The organism is Cupriavidus sp. WKF15, assembly GCF_029278605.1.
Lineage (GTDB): Bacteria > Pseudomonadota > Gammaproteobacteria > Burkholderiales > Burkholderiaceae > Cupriavidus.
Window position 1 is genome coordinate 947,697 of the sequence record NZ_CP119573.1, and the last position, 15,109, is coordinate 962,805.

Annotated in this window: 14 protein-coding genes; 10 read left to right on the forward strand and 4 right to left on the reverse strand. The window is 67.8% G+C overall.

Going from position 1 to position 15,109, the window contains the following annotated elements:
* Nucleotides 1-2: 2 nt before the first annotated feature.
* The 3 genes from CupriaWKF_RS21660 to CupriaWKF_RS21670 all read right to left on the reverse strand — a co-directional run bounded on the left by CupriaWKF_RS21660 (nt 3) and on the right by CupriaWKF_RS21670 (nt 3,125).
* Nucleotides 3-1,550, reverse strand: a complete 1,548-nt coding sequence (locus CupriaWKF_RS21660) for an acyl-CoA synthetase (protein WP_276102801.1) — start codon at nt 1,548-1,550, stop codon at nt 3-5.
* A gap of 115 nt (nt 1,551-1,665) precedes the next feature.
* The gene (locus CupriaWKF_RS21665; RefSeq protein WP_276102802.1) at nt 1,666-2,379 is read right to left on the reverse strand and encodes a dienelactone hydrolase family protein; all 714 of its coding nucleotides are present in this window, start codon (nt 2,377-2,379) and stop codon (nt 1,666-1,668) included.
* Between the two features lie 77 nt (nt 2,380-2,456).
* Nucleotides 2,457-3,125, reverse strand: a complete 669-nt coding sequence (locus CupriaWKF_RS21670) for a phospholipase D family protein (protein WP_276102803.1) — start codon at nt 3,123-3,125, stop codon at nt 2,457-2,459.
* 205 nt (nt 3,126-3,330) lie between these two features.
* Here CupriaWKF_RS21670 and CupriaWKF_RS21675 point away from each other — a divergent pair, with 205 nt between their 5' ends.
* The 5 genes from CupriaWKF_RS21675 to CupriaWKF_RS21695 all read left to right on the forward strand — a co-directional run bounded on the left by CupriaWKF_RS21675 (nt 3,331) and on the right by CupriaWKF_RS21695 (nt 9,625).
* Entirely contained in the window at nt 3,331-3,537 is a 207-nt protein-coding gene (locus CupriaWKF_RS21675) for a dodecin (RefSeq protein WP_276102804.1), read from the forward strand.
* A 137-nt stretch (nt 3,538-3,674) separates the two neighbouring features.
* Nucleotides 3,675-4,034, forward strand: coding sequence for a hypothetical protein (locus CupriaWKF_RS21680; RefSeq protein WP_276102805.1), 360 nt, complete (start codon nt 3,675-3,677; stop codon nt 4,032-4,034).
* Between the two features lie 96 nt (nt 4,035-4,130).
* The gene (locus tag CupriaWKF_RS21685) at nt 4,131-5,321 is read left to right on the forward strand and encodes an FIST N-terminal domain-containing protein (RefSeq protein WP_276102806.1); all 1,191 of its coding nucleotides are present in this window, start codon (nt 4,131-4,133) and stop codon (nt 5,319-5,321) included.
* A 99-nt stretch (nt 5,322-5,420) separates the two neighbouring features.
* Nucleotides 5,421-6,566: an exonuclease SbcCD subunit D gene (locus tag CupriaWKF_RS21690; RefSeq protein WP_276102807.1), complete on the forward strand. Its 1,146-nt coding sequence runs from the start codon at nt 5,421-5,423 to the stop codon at nt 6,564-6,566.
* Entirely contained in the window at nt 6,563-9,625 is a 3,063-nt protein-coding gene (locus tag CupriaWKF_RS21695; protein ID WP_276102808.1) for an SMC family ATPase, read from the forward strand. Before CupriaWKF_RS21690 ends, CupriaWKF_RS21695 begins: the two co-directional genes overlap by 4 nt.
* Before the next feature lie 13 nt (nt 9,626-9,638).
* Here CupriaWKF_RS21695 and CupriaWKF_RS21700 read toward each other — a convergent pair whose 3' ends face one another.
* Nucleotides 9,639-9,872 carry a hypothetical protein gene (locus CupriaWKF_RS21700; RefSeq protein ID WP_276102809.1) on the reverse strand — a complete coding sequence of 78 codons (234 nt, stop codon included), beginning with the start codon at nt 9,870-9,872 and terminating at the stop codon, nt 9,639-9,641.
* Nucleotides 9,873-10,389: 517 nt separating this feature from the next.
* On the opposite strand from CupriaWKF_RS21700, the gene CupriaWKF_RS21705 reads away from it, so the two are divergent.
* The 5 genes from CupriaWKF_RS21705 (at nt 10,390) to CupriaWKF_RS21725 (ending at nt 15,051) form a co-directional block, all read left to right on the forward strand.
* On the forward strand, nt 10,390-11,049 hold the full coding sequence (locus tag CupriaWKF_RS21705; RefSeq protein ID WP_276102810.1) for a 3-oxoacid CoA-transferase subunit A: 660 nt from the start codon (nt 10,390-10,392) through the stop codon (nt 11,047-11,049).
* 18 nt (nt 11,050-11,067) lie between these two features.
* A complete protein-coding gene (locus CupriaWKF_RS21710; RefSeq protein WP_276102811.1) occupies nt 11,068-11,706 on the forward strand; it encodes a 3-oxoacid CoA-transferase subunit B in 639 nt (212 codons plus the stop codon).
* Between the two features lie 28 nt (nt 11,707-11,734).
* Complete coding sequence (gene pcaF, locus CupriaWKF_RS21715; RefSeq protein ID WP_276102812.1) at nt 11,735-12,937, forward strand: 3-oxoadipyl-CoA thiolase; 1,203 nt, start codon at nt 11,735-11,737, stop codon at nt 12,935-12,937.
* 176 nt (nt 12,938-13,113) lie between these two features.
* Nucleotides 13,114-13,845, forward strand: a complete 732-nt coding sequence (locus CupriaWKF_RS21720) for an SDR family oxidoreductase (protein ID WP_276102813.1) — start codon at nt 13,114-13,116, stop codon at nt 13,843-13,845.
* Between the two features lie 198 nt (nt 13,846-14,043).
* Entirely contained in the window at nt 14,044-15,051 is a 1,008-nt protein-coding gene (locus tag CupriaWKF_RS21725) for a tripartite tricarboxylate transporter substrate binding protein (RefSeq protein WP_276102814.1), read from the forward strand.
* Nucleotides 15,052-15,109 lie beyond the last annotated feature (58 nt).

The window sequence follows — 15,109 nt, forward strand, 5'->3', positions numbered from 1 at the left end:
CACTAGCTACCCCCCTCCCCAAATAACCCGGCATAATCCTCCCGCAACTTCCGCTTGAGCAGCTTCCCCGCCGTATTGCGCGGCAGGTCTGCCACGAACACCACCCGCTTGGGCACCTTGAACGGCGCAAGCGCATTGCGCGCATGGGCAATCAGCGTTTCCTCGCTGGCCGTGGAGTCACGCTTGAGCACCACGCACGCGGTCACGGCTTCCACCCACTTCGGATGGGACAGCGCGAACACCGCCACTTCGGCGACGGCGGGATGGGTGTACAGGCATTCCTCGACCTCGCGGCTTGAGACCAGCACGCCGCCGGAGTTGATCACGTCCTTGATGCGGTCGACGACATACAGGTAGCCCGCCTCATCCATATAGCCAAGATCGCCCGAATGGAACCAGCCACCGGCAAAGGCCTCGTTGGTCTGCTCGGGCTTGTCCCAGTACTCGGTCAGCAACTGCGGCGAGCGGTGCACGATCTCGCCGAGCGTGCCGGGCGCGACATCATTCATCCTTTCATCGACGATGCGCGTTTCCACGTTGAGCACCGGCCGCCCCGCCGAGGCCGGGCGCGCCGCATGCTCCTCGGGGCCGAGCACCGTGGCGAGCGGTCCGATCTCGCTCTGTCCGTAGCAGTTGTAGAAACGCAGCGCCGGCAGCTTGGCCTGCAATTCCAGCAGCACCGGCACCGGCATGATCGAGGCGCCGTAATACGCCTTGGTCAGCGTGCCGAGCCGCGCGGGCTCGAAGTCCGTGTGCCGCAGCAGGGCGATCCACACCGTAGGCGGCGCGAAGAAGCTGGTGATGCCTTCTTCGTGAATCGTGCGCAAGCAAAAGCCGGCCTCGGGGCTTTCCGCGATCAGCGTCGTTCCGCCGCACAGCAGCAGCGGCATCAGGAACACGTGCATCTGCGCCGAATGGTAGAGCGGCAGCGCCGCCAGCGAATAGTCGGCGGCCCGCACGTCGCAGGCCGCGATGGTGCTCACATACTCGGCCAGCAGCGCACGATGCGTGAGCACGGCACCCTTGGGCGCCGACGTGGTCCCCGAGGTGTACAGGATCTGCGCCGGCATGTCGTCGGTGAGCGTATCCAGCACCGGTGCCAGCGTGCCGTGCGAGGCCGCCACCAGGACGTCGCGCTCGCCGCCTCCGTGCAAGGTGCCACTCACGCGGCAAGGCAGGCCTTGCACGCGCTCCGCGAGCGACGGATCGGCGAAGATCGCGCTCGCGCCCGACTGCGTGACGATGTACTCGGCCTCGGCACGCGTCATCGAGAAATTCACCGGCACATGGATCAGGCCGGAACGCAGACAGGCCAGCCACAGCAACACGTACGCATCGGAATTCTTGCCGAAGGCCGCGACACGATCGCCGGGACGCAGGCCCCATTGCGCGAGCGCACCGGACACGCGCGCGGCGGCCTCGTCGAGCTGCCGGTAAGTCCAGCTGCGTGCAGCGAAGCGGATGGCGGTCTTGTCGGGGCTGCGCCGTACGGCGCGGGCCACGGCATCGGGGATGGTGTTGCGCAGGGCGCGCTGCTGCTCTGACTGCATGGTGGTCTCCGTTGTAATGGTTTGGATCCAGCAAGTCTTGAAGCTCGACAGCGCAGCATACGGTTGCGGCGCGCCCGTGGCAAGGCGGGCCCCTCCGGCGAGGGGCCCGGCGCGCTTACAGCGACTGGGCCAGGAAGGCCAGCGCGCGGCCGTGCGCGAGCGCCGCGCTGCGCTGGTCGTAGCTTGCGCGCGCCCAGCAGTTGAAGCCGTGGTCGGCGCCTTCGTAGACGAACACCTCGGTGCCGCGCTTGCCGGCCACAGCGGCGCGCACGTTGGCCACCGCATCGGGCGTGATATGCGCGTCGAGCGCGCCATAGTGGAACTGCACCGGCACGTTCAGCCCGCTGGCTTCCTGCAGGTTGTTCTGGATGCCGCCGCCGTAGTAGGGCACGGCGGCATTGACCAGCCCGCGCGCCGCACTCAGGTAGGCGAGCAGGCCGCCAAAGCAATAGCCCACTGCAGCCACCTTGCTGCCGGCTCCGGTCTGCGCGCGCAGCGCGCGTACGGTCGCGGCGATGTCGCGTACAGTGGCTTCGACGTCCACCGACTTGCGCAGCGCCATGGCGCGTTCCATGTCGGCGCCGGCGTAGCCGAGTTCGACGCGCGGGGCGTCGCGCCAGAACACGTCGGGGGCGAGCACCGTGTAGCCGTCGGCCGCATACTGGTCGGCCACGGCGCGGATATGTTCATTGACGCCGAAGATTTCCTGCAGCAGCACGATGGCGGGGCCATCGGGCTGCACGCCCGCGGGCGGCAGGCTCAGGTAGGCGTCGAAGCTGCCCGCGTCGGCGTCGACGCGGATCCATTTGCTGTCGGGAATGGCTGGCATGACGGCTGGCTCCAATTGAATCGGGAGTGGGCAAACCGCAAGTTTGCCACCGCCGGCCGAATCATGCCGAGAGCACTTCAGTACGCCGACGACTGCTGATAGCGCGTGTTCCAGTTGTCGGTATAGGCCTTGACCACGGCCGCGTCGCCGCGGATCAGCATGCCGTTCTCGGCGTTGCGTTCCTCGGCGGACTTGGTGAAGTTGAAGGAGCCGGTGAACACGGCCTGGTCGTCGAAGACCATGACCTTGTTGTGGGCGATCGCGGGCTTGGTGTCGATGACGACCGGGATGCCCGCATGCTTGAGGAAGGTCGCGCTGGTGTAGCGCTCGCTCACCTGGCTCTTGTCGAGGATCACGCGCACGTCCACGCCGCGCTTGTGCGCCTGCGCCACGGCCTCGGCGATCGGCTTGCTGGTGAACGAGTAGGCCTGGATCAGCAGCCGCCGGCGCGTGCCGCGGATGGCGTTGACGAGCAGGTCCTGGCAGCTCACGCCGTCGGGAACGAAGCACAGGGTGTAGCCGCTGCCCGAGGCGAACGGCCTGGCGTTGACCGGCCTCGCCGACGCGTCCGGCCGGGCGCTCTGGCCTGGCATGGCCGGCAGCTTGGTCATGGCCTCGTTGAAGGTGCTGCTGATGGTATCGGTAATGCTGTCGAGCGCCGAGGTGGAGCGGGCCTGGGCCAGGCCGGTTGCGCATGCGGCGAGCAGCAGGGCGGACAGGGCCGCGTGCTTGAATCGGTGGGTCACGGTGCTATTCGGTTCGGGGACGGGGGCGCCGCATCGCCACGCCGCGCAGCCATGCGGGCCCGCAGCGTAGCAGCAGGCTTCACACCGGACAAGCCGCGCGTGTGTAACAGTCCTTTTCACCGCATGCGTCTACTGGGTTTTCGCCGTGGGCCTGCCTATGATGGATGGAACCGCGCCGGGTACCAGCCGGCCAAGGAGAGGGGACATGAGCGACCATACCTACAAGCTCGTCGAGATCGTCGGCTCGTCGCCCGACGGCAGCGACCAAGCCATCCGCAATGCCATCGCCAAGGCAGGCGAGACCATCAAGAATATCGACTGGTTTGAAGTCGTCGAAACGCGCGGCCATATCGCGGACGGCAAGGTCGCCCATTTCCAGGTGACACTGAAGATCGGCTTCCGCGTGAGTTGAGTGCGCCCGGCTAGGCCGGCAGCTCGTGCCGTTCATGGCAGGCGGATATCCTTTCCGTCGAGTGCGATTCGCCGACCAGTTCCTTGTCGTATTCGCCGAGCAGCTCGATCGTGGTTGCCCTGCGATGGTGATCGTTGATGACGTCGCGTGACAGGTCCCGCGAAGCGTGGGACCGCTTCTACATCCTCGATGAACGCAATGAACCGCGGGAAGTGGCCGACCGCAGCGAATGGTCGCGCTGGATGGAGGACAACGATCCCGTGTTCCGCCGTACCGTGCTGGAGGCCAGCGGCAGTACGGTGACGACGCGCTTTCGCGGAGTATCCGAAGCGGCGCCGGTGGACACGCCGCTGTTCATCACGCGTGTGGCCGGCATGGCGGACGCCGCGGAGAACCGCAGCTATGGCGCCCGCTCACTGCAAGCGGCGCTGGCGCAGCACGAACGGATCGTGCAGAAGCTGCTGCACGACGAACGCGTGCGCAAAGACCCGGAGTGACCTGGCCACTGCCGCCTGAAGGAAGAACGGTGTCCGTCCCGCGGTGTCCAACCTGAATCGGCGGACCACAAGCGAGGGCGCCAAGGGAGGATCACCATGCATGACGCGGCCTTCGTACACGCCCACGCCGCCAATGCCCGCTGGCAGGAGGCGCTGGCCGATTGCAACATGCAACTGGAGGCCCAGCTTGCGGTGCAGCAGGCGCAGCACGGCAATGCCGTCGCGCTGACGCTGGGCTGGTGCTACCTGAGCGATTACTACGCACCGGCGGCCGAGCGCATTCTCGCTGCGCTGCAGCAGGAGTGGCCCGGCGTCGCATGGGTCGGGACGTCCGCGGTCGGTGTCTGCGCCTGCGGGGTCGAGTACATCGACGAGCCGGCCATGGTGCTGATGGCGGCGCCGCTGCCACATGATGCCTTCCGCTTGTTCTCCGGGCGCAAGCCGCTGCCGGCGGCTTCATCCGGCTTCACGCCGCATGCCGCGCTGGTGCACGCGGAAGGCTCGACGCCTGACCTCCAGGACCTGCTGCACGAACTGAGCGAACGCATTGCCACTGGCTATCTGTTCGGTGGCTTGTCGTCGGCACGCAACCGGACGCTGCAGATGGCCGATGGCATCTACTCGGGGGGCTTGTCGGGCGTCTTGTTCGGCCCCCGGGTCGGCCTGATCTCACGCGTGACCCAGGGCTGCCAGCCGATCGGCCCGGCGCGTGCCGTGACGCGGGCGGACCGCAACCTGCTGTTCACGCTGGATAACGAACCCGCGCTCGACTGCGTCCTGAAGGACCTGGGGCTGGAGCGCGATGCAACCGCGCAGGATATGGCCGAAGCGCTGTCAGGGACGCTGGCCGGCCTGAGCGCGGGTGCGGATGACACCCCAAGGCTGCCCGGCATGTTCGGCGCCGAGACCCTGGTCCGGCACCTGATCGGCCTGGACGTGCAGCACCGCGTACTGGCGCTGGCGGACGTGGCAGAGCCGGGCATGCGGCTCGCGTTCTGCACGCGCAACCCGGCCGCCGCGCGTGCCGACCTGGTGCGCATCGCCACGGAGATCCGCGCCGAGATCGAGAGCGGCACCGCGGGGCGGGCGCTCGGCGTGCTCTATATCAGTTGCTCCGGCCGGGGCGGGCCGCATTTCGGCGCGCCCAATGCCGAGTTGCAACTCGTGCGGCGCGCGCTTGGCGATATGCCGCTCGCCGGCTTCTTCGCCAACGGCGAGATCGCGCGCGATCACCTGTATGGCTACACGGGTGTGCTGACGGTATTCACGGGAGCGGCAGGGGCCTGAAGCCGCGCGCGACCCGCATGCGGCCCGCGCAGTTATGATGCCGGCTGTACCGCGTGCCGCTGTGCCGGACACGCCACCCTCACATACCAGGTATCCACATTGCGTTTCCTGCATACCGCCGACTGGCATCTCGGGCGGCTCTTCCATGCCCGCAGCCTGCTTGAAGACCAGGCCCATATCCTCGACCAGTTTGTCGAACTGGTGCGCGCCGAGCGCCCCGATGCCGTCCTGATCGCCGGCGATGTCTATGACCGCGCCGTACCGCCCCCGGAAGCCGTGGCGCTGCTGGACGACGTCCTGGCTCGGATCGTCCTGGAGGCGGGCGTGCCGGTGGTGCTCATCGCAGGCAACCATGACAGCGCGCAGCGGCTGGAATTCGGCGCGAGGCTGATGCAGACCCAAGGCCTGCACGTGGCCGGATGCACGTCCGCCACGCCCGCCAGCGTGTCATTGCACGATGTGCACGGCGAGGTGCGCGTCTATGCGTTGCCGTATGCCGAACCGGCCGTCGTGCGCGACGCACTGGGCGCCGAGCTGCCGACGCATGAAGCCGCCCTTTGCGCGCAGCTCGATGCCATCCGCGCGATCCATCCGCCCGGCGTGCGCTCGGTGGTGGTGGGCCATGCCTTCGTCGTGGGCGGCGCGGTCAGTGAATCGGAGCGGCCCTTGTCGGTGGGGGGCAGCGGTGCGATCGCCGCGCAGGCATTCGACGGCTTTGACCTGGTGGTGCTGGGCCATCTGCACCGGCCGCAGACGATCGACGGGCGGCTGCATTATGCCGGTTCACTGCTGAAGTACTCGCTGTCGGAGTGCAGCCATGAAAAGTCCGTGTCGATGATCGACCTTGGCGCCGACGGCAGCGTACGGATCACGCCCATGCCGCTGCGGCCGCTGCGTGACCTGCGCATCGTCGAAGGCGAACTGGCGGGGTTGATCGCGGCTGCCGCCGATGATGCACGGCGCGATGACTATATCTATGCGCGCCTGACCGACACCGGCGCCCTGCTGGACCCGATGGCAAAGCTGCGCCAGGTCTATCCCAATGCGCTTGCGGTCGAGCGGACTGTGCTGGCGCGCGCCGGTGTGGCTGGTGAAGCCGCGCGGCGACTGCGCGAACAAAGCACCGGCGAACTGTTCGCGAGCTTCTTCCGCGAAGTGGCCGATGCCGAACTCGATGACGGCCAGCGCATCGCGCTGGAGCAGGTGCTGGCCGGCATGGCCGCCGCGCAGCGGGAGTCGGCATGAGGCCATTGCACCTGACCATGAAGGCCTTCGGACCGTTCTCGGGCACCGAGGTCATCGATTTCACGCAACTGGGCGAGCAGGCCTTCTTCCTGATCCACGGCCCCACGGGTGCTGGCAAGACCACGCTGCTCGACGCCATCTGCTTTGCGTTGTATGGCGACACCTCGGGCGGCGAGCGCAGTGCGCAGGCCATGCGCAGTGCCAATGCCGTGGCCGGCCTGCGTACGGAAGTCGTGCTCGAATTCAGTCTCGGCGCACAGCGCTACCGCGTCGTAAGGTCGCCCGCGCAGGAGCGGCCGAAGCAACGTGGCGAAGGCATGGTTACCGAGACCGCCAGGGCACAGCTTGATGCATGGGAGGGCGATGGCTGGGTCAGCAAGGCCGGGCAGCCGGCCAAGGTCAGCGATGCCATCCGGGAGCTGTTGGGGTTCGACAGCGCGCAGTTCCGCCAGGTCATCGTGCTGCCGCAGGGGCGCTTTCGCGAGCTGCTGACGGCCAGTTCGCAGGCGCGGCAAGGCATCCTGGAACGCCTGTTCCGCACCGAGCTGTACCGGCGCGTGGAAGAGCAGCTGAAAGGCGAGGCGGCCGGCATCCGGCGCGATGCCGAGCGCATCGTCGACCAGCGTCAGGCACTGCTGCGGCAATTCGACATGGAATCTGCCGATGCCCTGGCCCAGGGCATTGCGCAGTTGCAGCAGGAACTTCAGGACCTGCTGCAGCAGGAGCAGGCCGTGCGCGCCGCCCGGGCCGCCGCGCAAACGGCGTTGCAAGGCGGGGAGCAGGTGGCGGCGCGGCTGCGCGAACGTGCCGACGCGCAGGCGGCCCATGAGGCCCTGCTTGCCCGCAAGGCGGCAACCGACGAACAACGCATGCGCCTGCACACGGCACGACAGGCCACGCAGGCGTGGCCTGCCATCCAGCATCTGGAAGCTGCCCTGCGCGACCAGCAGGCCGCGCAGATGGCAGCGGAGCAGGCGGCCGGCGCCCGGCGGCAACAGCAACTGGCGGCCGCGCAGGCAGGCGAGCGGCTGCAGGCCGAGCTTGGGCGCGGCGAGGTGCGCCAGGCCGAGCAGCGCCGCGTGATGGAGCTCGAGGCCCTGCTGCCGCGCGCGCGCCAGCTTGGCAGCCTGCGCCAGTCGCTGGAGGCCGCCGGGCGACAACAGACCGACGCCGTCGCCGCGCGCGACCGGGCCGCACAAGCGCTGGCGCACAGGCAGGCGGAACTGGCCACAGCTGAAGCCGACCAGCGCCAGGCACAGGTGCTCGCGGCACAGCTCCAGACCCTCGGCCTGCAGCTGCAGGCGGCCCAGACGCGCGCGAGGCAGATTGCCCGATACCGGCAGACCGGACAGGCCGCGGCGCAGGCCCGCGACGAGCTGGCGCGCCGCGATGCGGCCGCTGCCCGCGCGGCCGCGCATCGTGACGCGATGCGCACGGCGCTGACGACGACGGAGTCAGACTGGCGCGCCGGACAGGCCGCACGCCTGGCTGCCGTGCTGGCGACGGGCGAGGCGTGTCCGGTTTGCGGCGGCACCGACCATCCGGCGCTGGCACAACACAGCGGGCAACTGGTATCGGACGATGCGCTCGAGCAGGCGCGAGTCGCCTCGCGCGAGGCCGACGACGTCGCATTGCGCGCGGCCAACGCCCGGCACACCGCGCATGCGGAAGTGGAGCGGCTGGCCGCGCTGCTCGCGGAGGTCGCAGCCGATATCGGCGATGCCGCGCTGCAAGCGGTGGAAGCCACGGCACAGGATCTGGCCGTACAGACCGCGGGGCTGGAGCGGGAGCTTGCAGCCGCGCAGGCATCGGCTGTCCGGCTGGAACGCATGCCCGCGCTCATCGACGAGCGGCGGATCGCGCTTGCCGCCGCCGATGATGCGCACCGCGGAACGTGCGCCACGGTGGAATCCACGGCGCAGTCGCTTGCGCAATTGCAGGGAGAGTGGCGGGCGGGATGCGCGCAATTGCCCGAAGACGCGCGCGATCCCGAAGCCATCGAGGCGGGCCTGCAACAGGCCCGCGCGCAACTCGCCGCGCTCGCTGCCGCGCTGGAGGCAGCGCAGACGGCCGACAAGCAGGCCGCCGCGGCACTGGCCGGCGCCGAGGCAGCCAGCCAGTCGGCCCTGGCCGTGCAGGCGCGCACAGGCGAACGCCTGCAGGAGGCCCGCAACGCGGCGGACGCCATGCTGGCCGCAGCAGGCTTTGCGGACCTGTCGGCCTTCAACGCGGCCCGGCTGGATGCCGCGGCCATGCAAGCCCTGGACGATGCGGTACGTACGTACGACGAAGCACTCGCGGTGTCCGCGCACGGTGTGTCGCGCGCCATCGCGGCGGCCGAGGGATTGTCGGCGCCGGATCTCGATGGCCTGCGCATGGCGGCGTCGACCGCCACCGCCGCCGTTGAAGGCGTCGTCCGGCAACAGGCCGATCGCGCGCGCATGCGCGACAGCCTGCTGCAATGCCATAGCCAGCTCGACGCACTGGCGGCCGCAAACAGCGAGATCGAAGCGCGCTACGCCATTCTCGGACGGCTCGCGGAAGTCGCCAACGGGAACAATCCGCGCCGCATGACCTTCCAGCGCTTCGTGCTTGCCACGCTGCTCGACGAGGTGCTGGAAGCCGCCTCCGTGCGCCTGCTGGCAATGAGCCGCGGCCGCTACACGCTGCAGCGCGTGCGCGAACAGGCCGACCAGCGTTCGGCGGGCGGGCTCGACCTCGAAGTGTTCGACTACGACACCGGCGCGGCGCGGCCGGCCAATACGCTGTCAGGCGGCGAAGGGTTCCTGGCTTCGCTGTCGCTGGCGCTGGGACTGGCCGATGTGGTCCAGTCGCGCGCCGGCGGCATCCAGCTCGATACGCTGTTTGTCGATGAAGGCTTCGGTACGCTCGATCCGGAAAGCCTGGACTTTGCCATCCGCACATTGCTGGACTTGCAGCAGGCGGGACGGCTGGTGGGGATCATCTCGCATGTCGCGGAACTGCGCGAACGCATCGACGTGCGGCTGGAAGTCCGGCCTGGCACCGCGGGTAGCCGGGTGGTGCTGCAGCTGCCCTGATCGGGGAGCCGGTTCAGGCCGCGAACACCTTCTGGCAGCGGATGGCCATGATCTGCGCCTCGAAGGCCCGGGCAGCAAGGCGCGGCAGCCGCACGCGCGGGCGTGAGGGCGGCGCTTGCAGGGCCGGCCCGGCAGGCAGAACGTCCAGCATCCAGACTTGCCGCGTGGTCCGCAGGATCCGGGCAAGTGCAGCCTGATGATCCTTTTGAGTCCGGGAAGGGTTGGGGCTGGCGAAGGCGCGTGCCATGATGTCGGATTCCTCCTTGTGTTCTGGTCCGTCCGGCCGCGATGGGCGGGACTGGTTCTGGTGCAGACTTGCCTTGGCGTGCCGGGTGGTCCGGTGGCGGTCGTCTTGTGGCATGTCTTGATAAAAGGATAGGCAGGAGCGCGCGGCGGCCGTATCGCTACCGGGCCGATTGTGGCGTCGGCTCCGTCCTACAGGGGGCTCGTGGACGGCGGAGGCGTGCCGCTGTGTACGACTTGCGGCACGCGCTGCCCTGATTGACCGATTACCGGACAAGCTGTTTGCCGTTGCCTTGACCCGCGTTTGTCGCGAGGTGTACTCTGTTCATAGTGCGAATTCAAGTTCGCAATAAGAACAAATTCAAGCACTTCTGTTGGAACCCGTCATGGCTAGCGCGCTGTCACCGGTGCTTGCGCCAGACGCCCGTCCGGCAGGGATTGCCCGGAGACAGTTTTTGCGCGCCGCCCCCTTGCGGCCGGTCCCGGCACCTGCCAGACCCTCATCCCGGACTGGAACGCAAGTGATCAACAAGATATACGACTCGGTGGAAGCGGCGGTGGCCGGCATCCACGACGGCGCCACCATCCTGATTGGTGGCTTCGGCATGGCAGGCATGCCGGCGGAACTGATCGACGCCCTGATCGCCCAGGGTGCGCGCGACCTCACCATCGTCAACAACAACGCCGGCAACGGCGACACCGGCCTGGCGGCGCTGCTCAAGACCAAGCGCGTACGCAAGATCATCTGCTCGTTCCCGCGCCAGACGGACTCCTATGTGTTCGATGCGCTGTACCACGCCGGCGAGATCGAACTGGAGCTGGTGCCGCAGGGCAACCTGGCCGAGCGCATCCGCGCGGCCGGTGCCGGCATCGGCGGTTTCTTCACGCGCACGGCCTACGGTACGCCGCTGGCCGAAGGCAAGGAAACCCGCATCATCGATGGCCAGGGCTACGTGTTCGAGAAGCCCATTCACGCCGACTTTGCACTGATCAAGGCCGACAAGGCCGACCGCTGGGGCAACCTGACCTACCGCAAGACCGCCCGCAACTTTGGCCCGATCATGGCCATGGCCGCCAAGTGCCCCATCGTGCAGGTGAGCCACCTGGTGGAACTGGGCGAACTCGATCCGGAGCACATCGTGACGCCGGGCCTGTTCGTCAAGCGCGTGGTCAAGGTCTGAGCGAGAAGGAGAGCGAACATGCAAAAACTGACCCGCGACCAGATGGCCGCCCGTGTGGCCAAGGACATTCCCGAGGGTGCCGTGGTGAACCTCGGCATCGGCCTGCCGACGCTGGTGGGCAACCACCTGCCCGCCGACAAGGAAATCCTGCTGCACAGCGAAAACGGCCTGCTCGGCATGGGCCCCGCGCCGGCGCCGGGCGAGGAAGACGGCGACCTGATCAATGCCGGCAAGCAGCCGGTGACGATCAAGGCCGGCGGCTCGTACTTCCACCATGCCGATTCGTTCGCCATGATGCGTGGCGGCCACCTCGATTTCTGCGTGCTGGGCGCGTTCCAGGTTTCCGAGAAGGGCGACCTGGCCAACTGGCACACCGGCGCAGCGGGCGCCATCCCCGCCGTGGGCGGTGCGATGGACCTCGCCATTGGCGCCAAGCAGGTGTTCGTGATGATGGAGCACCTCACCAAGCAGGGCGAAAGCAAGATCGTGCCGCAGTGCACCTATCCGCTGACCGGCATCGGTTGCGTGACGCGCATCTACACTGATCTGGCCACCCTCGACGTGACCGCCGACGGGCTGGTTGCGCGCGACCTGGTGGAAGGGCTGAGCTTCGACGAACTGCAGCGCCTGACCGGCGTGACCCTGATCCAGGGCTGACCACTGACATCAAGACCGAGAGAGAGACATGACCGAAGCCTTTATCTGCGACGCCATCCGCACCCCCATCGGCCGCTACGGCGGCAGCCTGTCCGCGGTGCGTCCGGACGACCTGGGCGCGGTGCCCCTGAAGGCACTGATGGCCCGCAACCCGAATGTGGACTGGAAGGCCATCGATGACGTGATCTATGGCAACGCCAACCAGGCCGGCGAAGACAACCGCAATGTGGCACGCATGTCGGCGCTGCTGGCGGGCCTGCCGCAGGACGTGCCGGGTGCCACCATCAACCGCCTGTGCGGTTCGGGCATGGACGCCACCGGTACCGCCGCGCGCGCCATCAAGGCCGGCGAAGCCACGCTGATGATCGCCGGCGGCGTGGAAAGCATGAGCCGCGCCCCGTTCGTGATGGGCAAGGCGACCAGTGCGTTCTCGCGCGATGCGCAGATCTTCGACACCACCATCGGCTGGCGCTTCATCAACCCGGCGATGCGCGCGGCGTATGGCGTGGACTCGATGCCCGAGACCGCCGAGAACGTGGCCACCGACTACAAGATCGGCCGCGAAGACCAGGACCTGATGGCGCTGCGCAGCCAGGAAAAGGCATCGCGCGCGCAGGCCGACGGCACGCTGGCGCAGGAAATCACGCCGGTGACCATCGCGCAGAAGAAGGGCGACCCGATCGTGGTCGAGCGCGACGAGCATCCGCGCGCCACCAGCATGGAAGCGCTGGGCAAGCTGCGCGGCGTGGTTCGTCCTGACGGTACCGTGACCGCGGGTAACGCCTCGGGCGTGAACGATGGCGCCTGCGCGCTGCTGCTGGCGAGCGAAGCCGGCATCAAGCAACACGGCCTGACCCCGCGTGCGCGCATCGTCGGCATGGCAACCGCCGGCGTGGCACCGCGCGTGATGGGCATCGGCCCGGCACCGGCCACGCAGAAGCTGATGAAGCAGCTGGGCATGACGCTGGACCAGATCGACGTGATCGAACTGAACGAAGCGTTCGCCGCGCAAGGCCTGGCCGTACTGCGTGAACTGGGCATCGCCGACGACGACAAGCGCGTCAACCCGAACGGCGGCGCGATCGCACTGGGCCACCCGCTCGGCATGAGCGGCGCGCGCCTGGTGACCACCGCGATGTACCAGCTGCACCGCACCGGCGGCCGCTTCGCGCTGTGCACGATGTGCATCGGCGTGGGCCAGGGCATCGCCATGGTGATCGAACGCGTCTGACGCTACTGGTGTCGCTAATGCGCCGCGTCCGCATGGGCGCGGCGCAACATCGTCTCCCTCCCGTGAAGGAGCCATGCAGCCGGGCCGACAGGCTCGCCGGTCCGGCCGCAGGCATGGATTGAAGTTGCGGTTGTTTGCAAGGCCTGGCCCCGCGAGCGGCCGGTGCGGAGTTGAAGATGTCTCTTCCCAACGCCACGATCGTCACCGGCGCCAGTTCCGGTATCGGGCGCGCCATCAGCGAAATGCTGCTGGCGGACGGCACCACCCGGGTGGTCAATATCGACTACACGGAGCCGGGCTGGTCGCACCCCAACATGACGTTTTTCCAGGCTGACCTGACCGATGCCGAGGCGACGCGCGCCGTGGCGCAACAGGTCACCTCGCAGTTCGCGGTCACGCGGCTGGTGAACAATGCCGGCGCCACGCGCCCCGGCACGGCCGACACGGCCACCGTGGCCGACCTCGACTATGTCGTCGGCCTGCACCTGCAGGCGGCGATGCTGCTCACGCAGGCCTGCCTGCCGGCCATGCGCGCCGCCGGGTTTGGCCGCGTGGTCAACATGGCGTCGCGGGCAGCGCTGGGCAAGCCCGAACGCGTGGTGTACTCGGCCACCAAGGCCGGCCTGATCGGCATGACGCGCACGCTGGCCATGGAGCTTGGCGGTGACGGCATCACCGTGAACGCCGTGGCGCCGGGCCCGATCGCCACGGAGCTGTTCCGCAAGAGCAACCCCGAGGGCAGCGAGCAGACCCGACGCATTCTGGCGAGCATCGCCGTGAAGCGCATGGGCACGCCGGAAGATGTCGCGCGCGCCGCGCTGTTCTTCCTGTCGCCCGACAATGGCTTTGTCACGGGCCAGGTCCTCTATGTCTGCGGCGGTACCACGCTGGGCGTGGCACCCGTCTGAGCAGCAGGATCATCTCAAGCATTCACAAGAAGAGACGTAAATCAAACGTCATATCAAGATGTGATCCTTTCGGTCGCAGCTTGCACGAAGACAGCGCCACCGCGCTGTCTTCTTCCAGGGCAGCAATCACGCTATCCAGCATTCGCCCGCGACCGGCACCATGCGCGCGCGGGCCACAAGGACAACCGGAGTAAACCGATGAGACTCGATTCCCAGACTTCCACGACCCGCCGCCGCCTGCTGGCTGCCGGCGTTGCACTGGCCACCTGCATTGCCGGCTTTGCCGGCGCCGCGCATGCGCAGGGTGGCTACCCGACCAAGCCGATCACGATGATCGTGCCGTTCTCGGCCGGTGGCACCACCGATATCCTGGCTCGTATCGTCGGCCTGCAGCTGGGCAAGGCGCTCGGCCAGCCCGTGGTGATCGACAATCGTCCGGGGGCGGGCGGCAATATCGGTGCATCGCTGGCCGCCAAGGCGCCGGGCGATGGCTATACGCTCTTCATGGGTACCATCGGGACCCACGCCATCAACCAGTCGCTGTACTCCAAGCTGCCGTACGACCCCGTCAAGGACTTCGCGCCGATCAGCCGCGTGGCGATGGTGCCGAACCTGGTGGTGGTGAACCCCAAGGTGCCGGTGAACAACATCAAGGAACTGATTGCCTACGTGAAGGCCAACCCGGACAAGCTGTCGTACGGTTCGTCGGGCAGCGGCTCCTCGATGCACCTGTCGGGCGAGCTGTTCAACTCGATGACTGGCCTGCACATCCAGCACGTCCCGTACAAGGGCAGCGCGCCTGCCGTGAACGACCTGCTGGGCAACCAGATCGGCCTGATGTTCGACAACATGCCGTCGTCGTATCCGCACGTGAAGGCCGGCAAGCTGCGCGCCATCGCCGTGACCTCGGCCAAGCGCTCGCCGGCGCTGCCGAACGTGCCGACGGTGGCGGAATCGGGCGTGCCCGGCTATGAAGCCACCTCGTGGTTCGCGCTGTACGCCACCGGCGGTACCCCGCAACCCATCATCGACCGCCTGAACGCCGAAGTGGTGAAGATCCTCGCCATGCCGGAAGTGAAGAAGCAGATGGCCGACCAGGGCGCCGAGCCCAATCCCGAAAAGCCGGCCCAGCTCGCTGCGTTCATGAAGTCCGAGACCGCGAAGTGGGCGAAGGTGGTGAAGGCTTCGGGGGCGACGGTGGATTGATTTCTGTCTGCCTCTGTTGCTTTTGCAATGGTGGAAAGCCGGTTCCTAGTCTTACTGT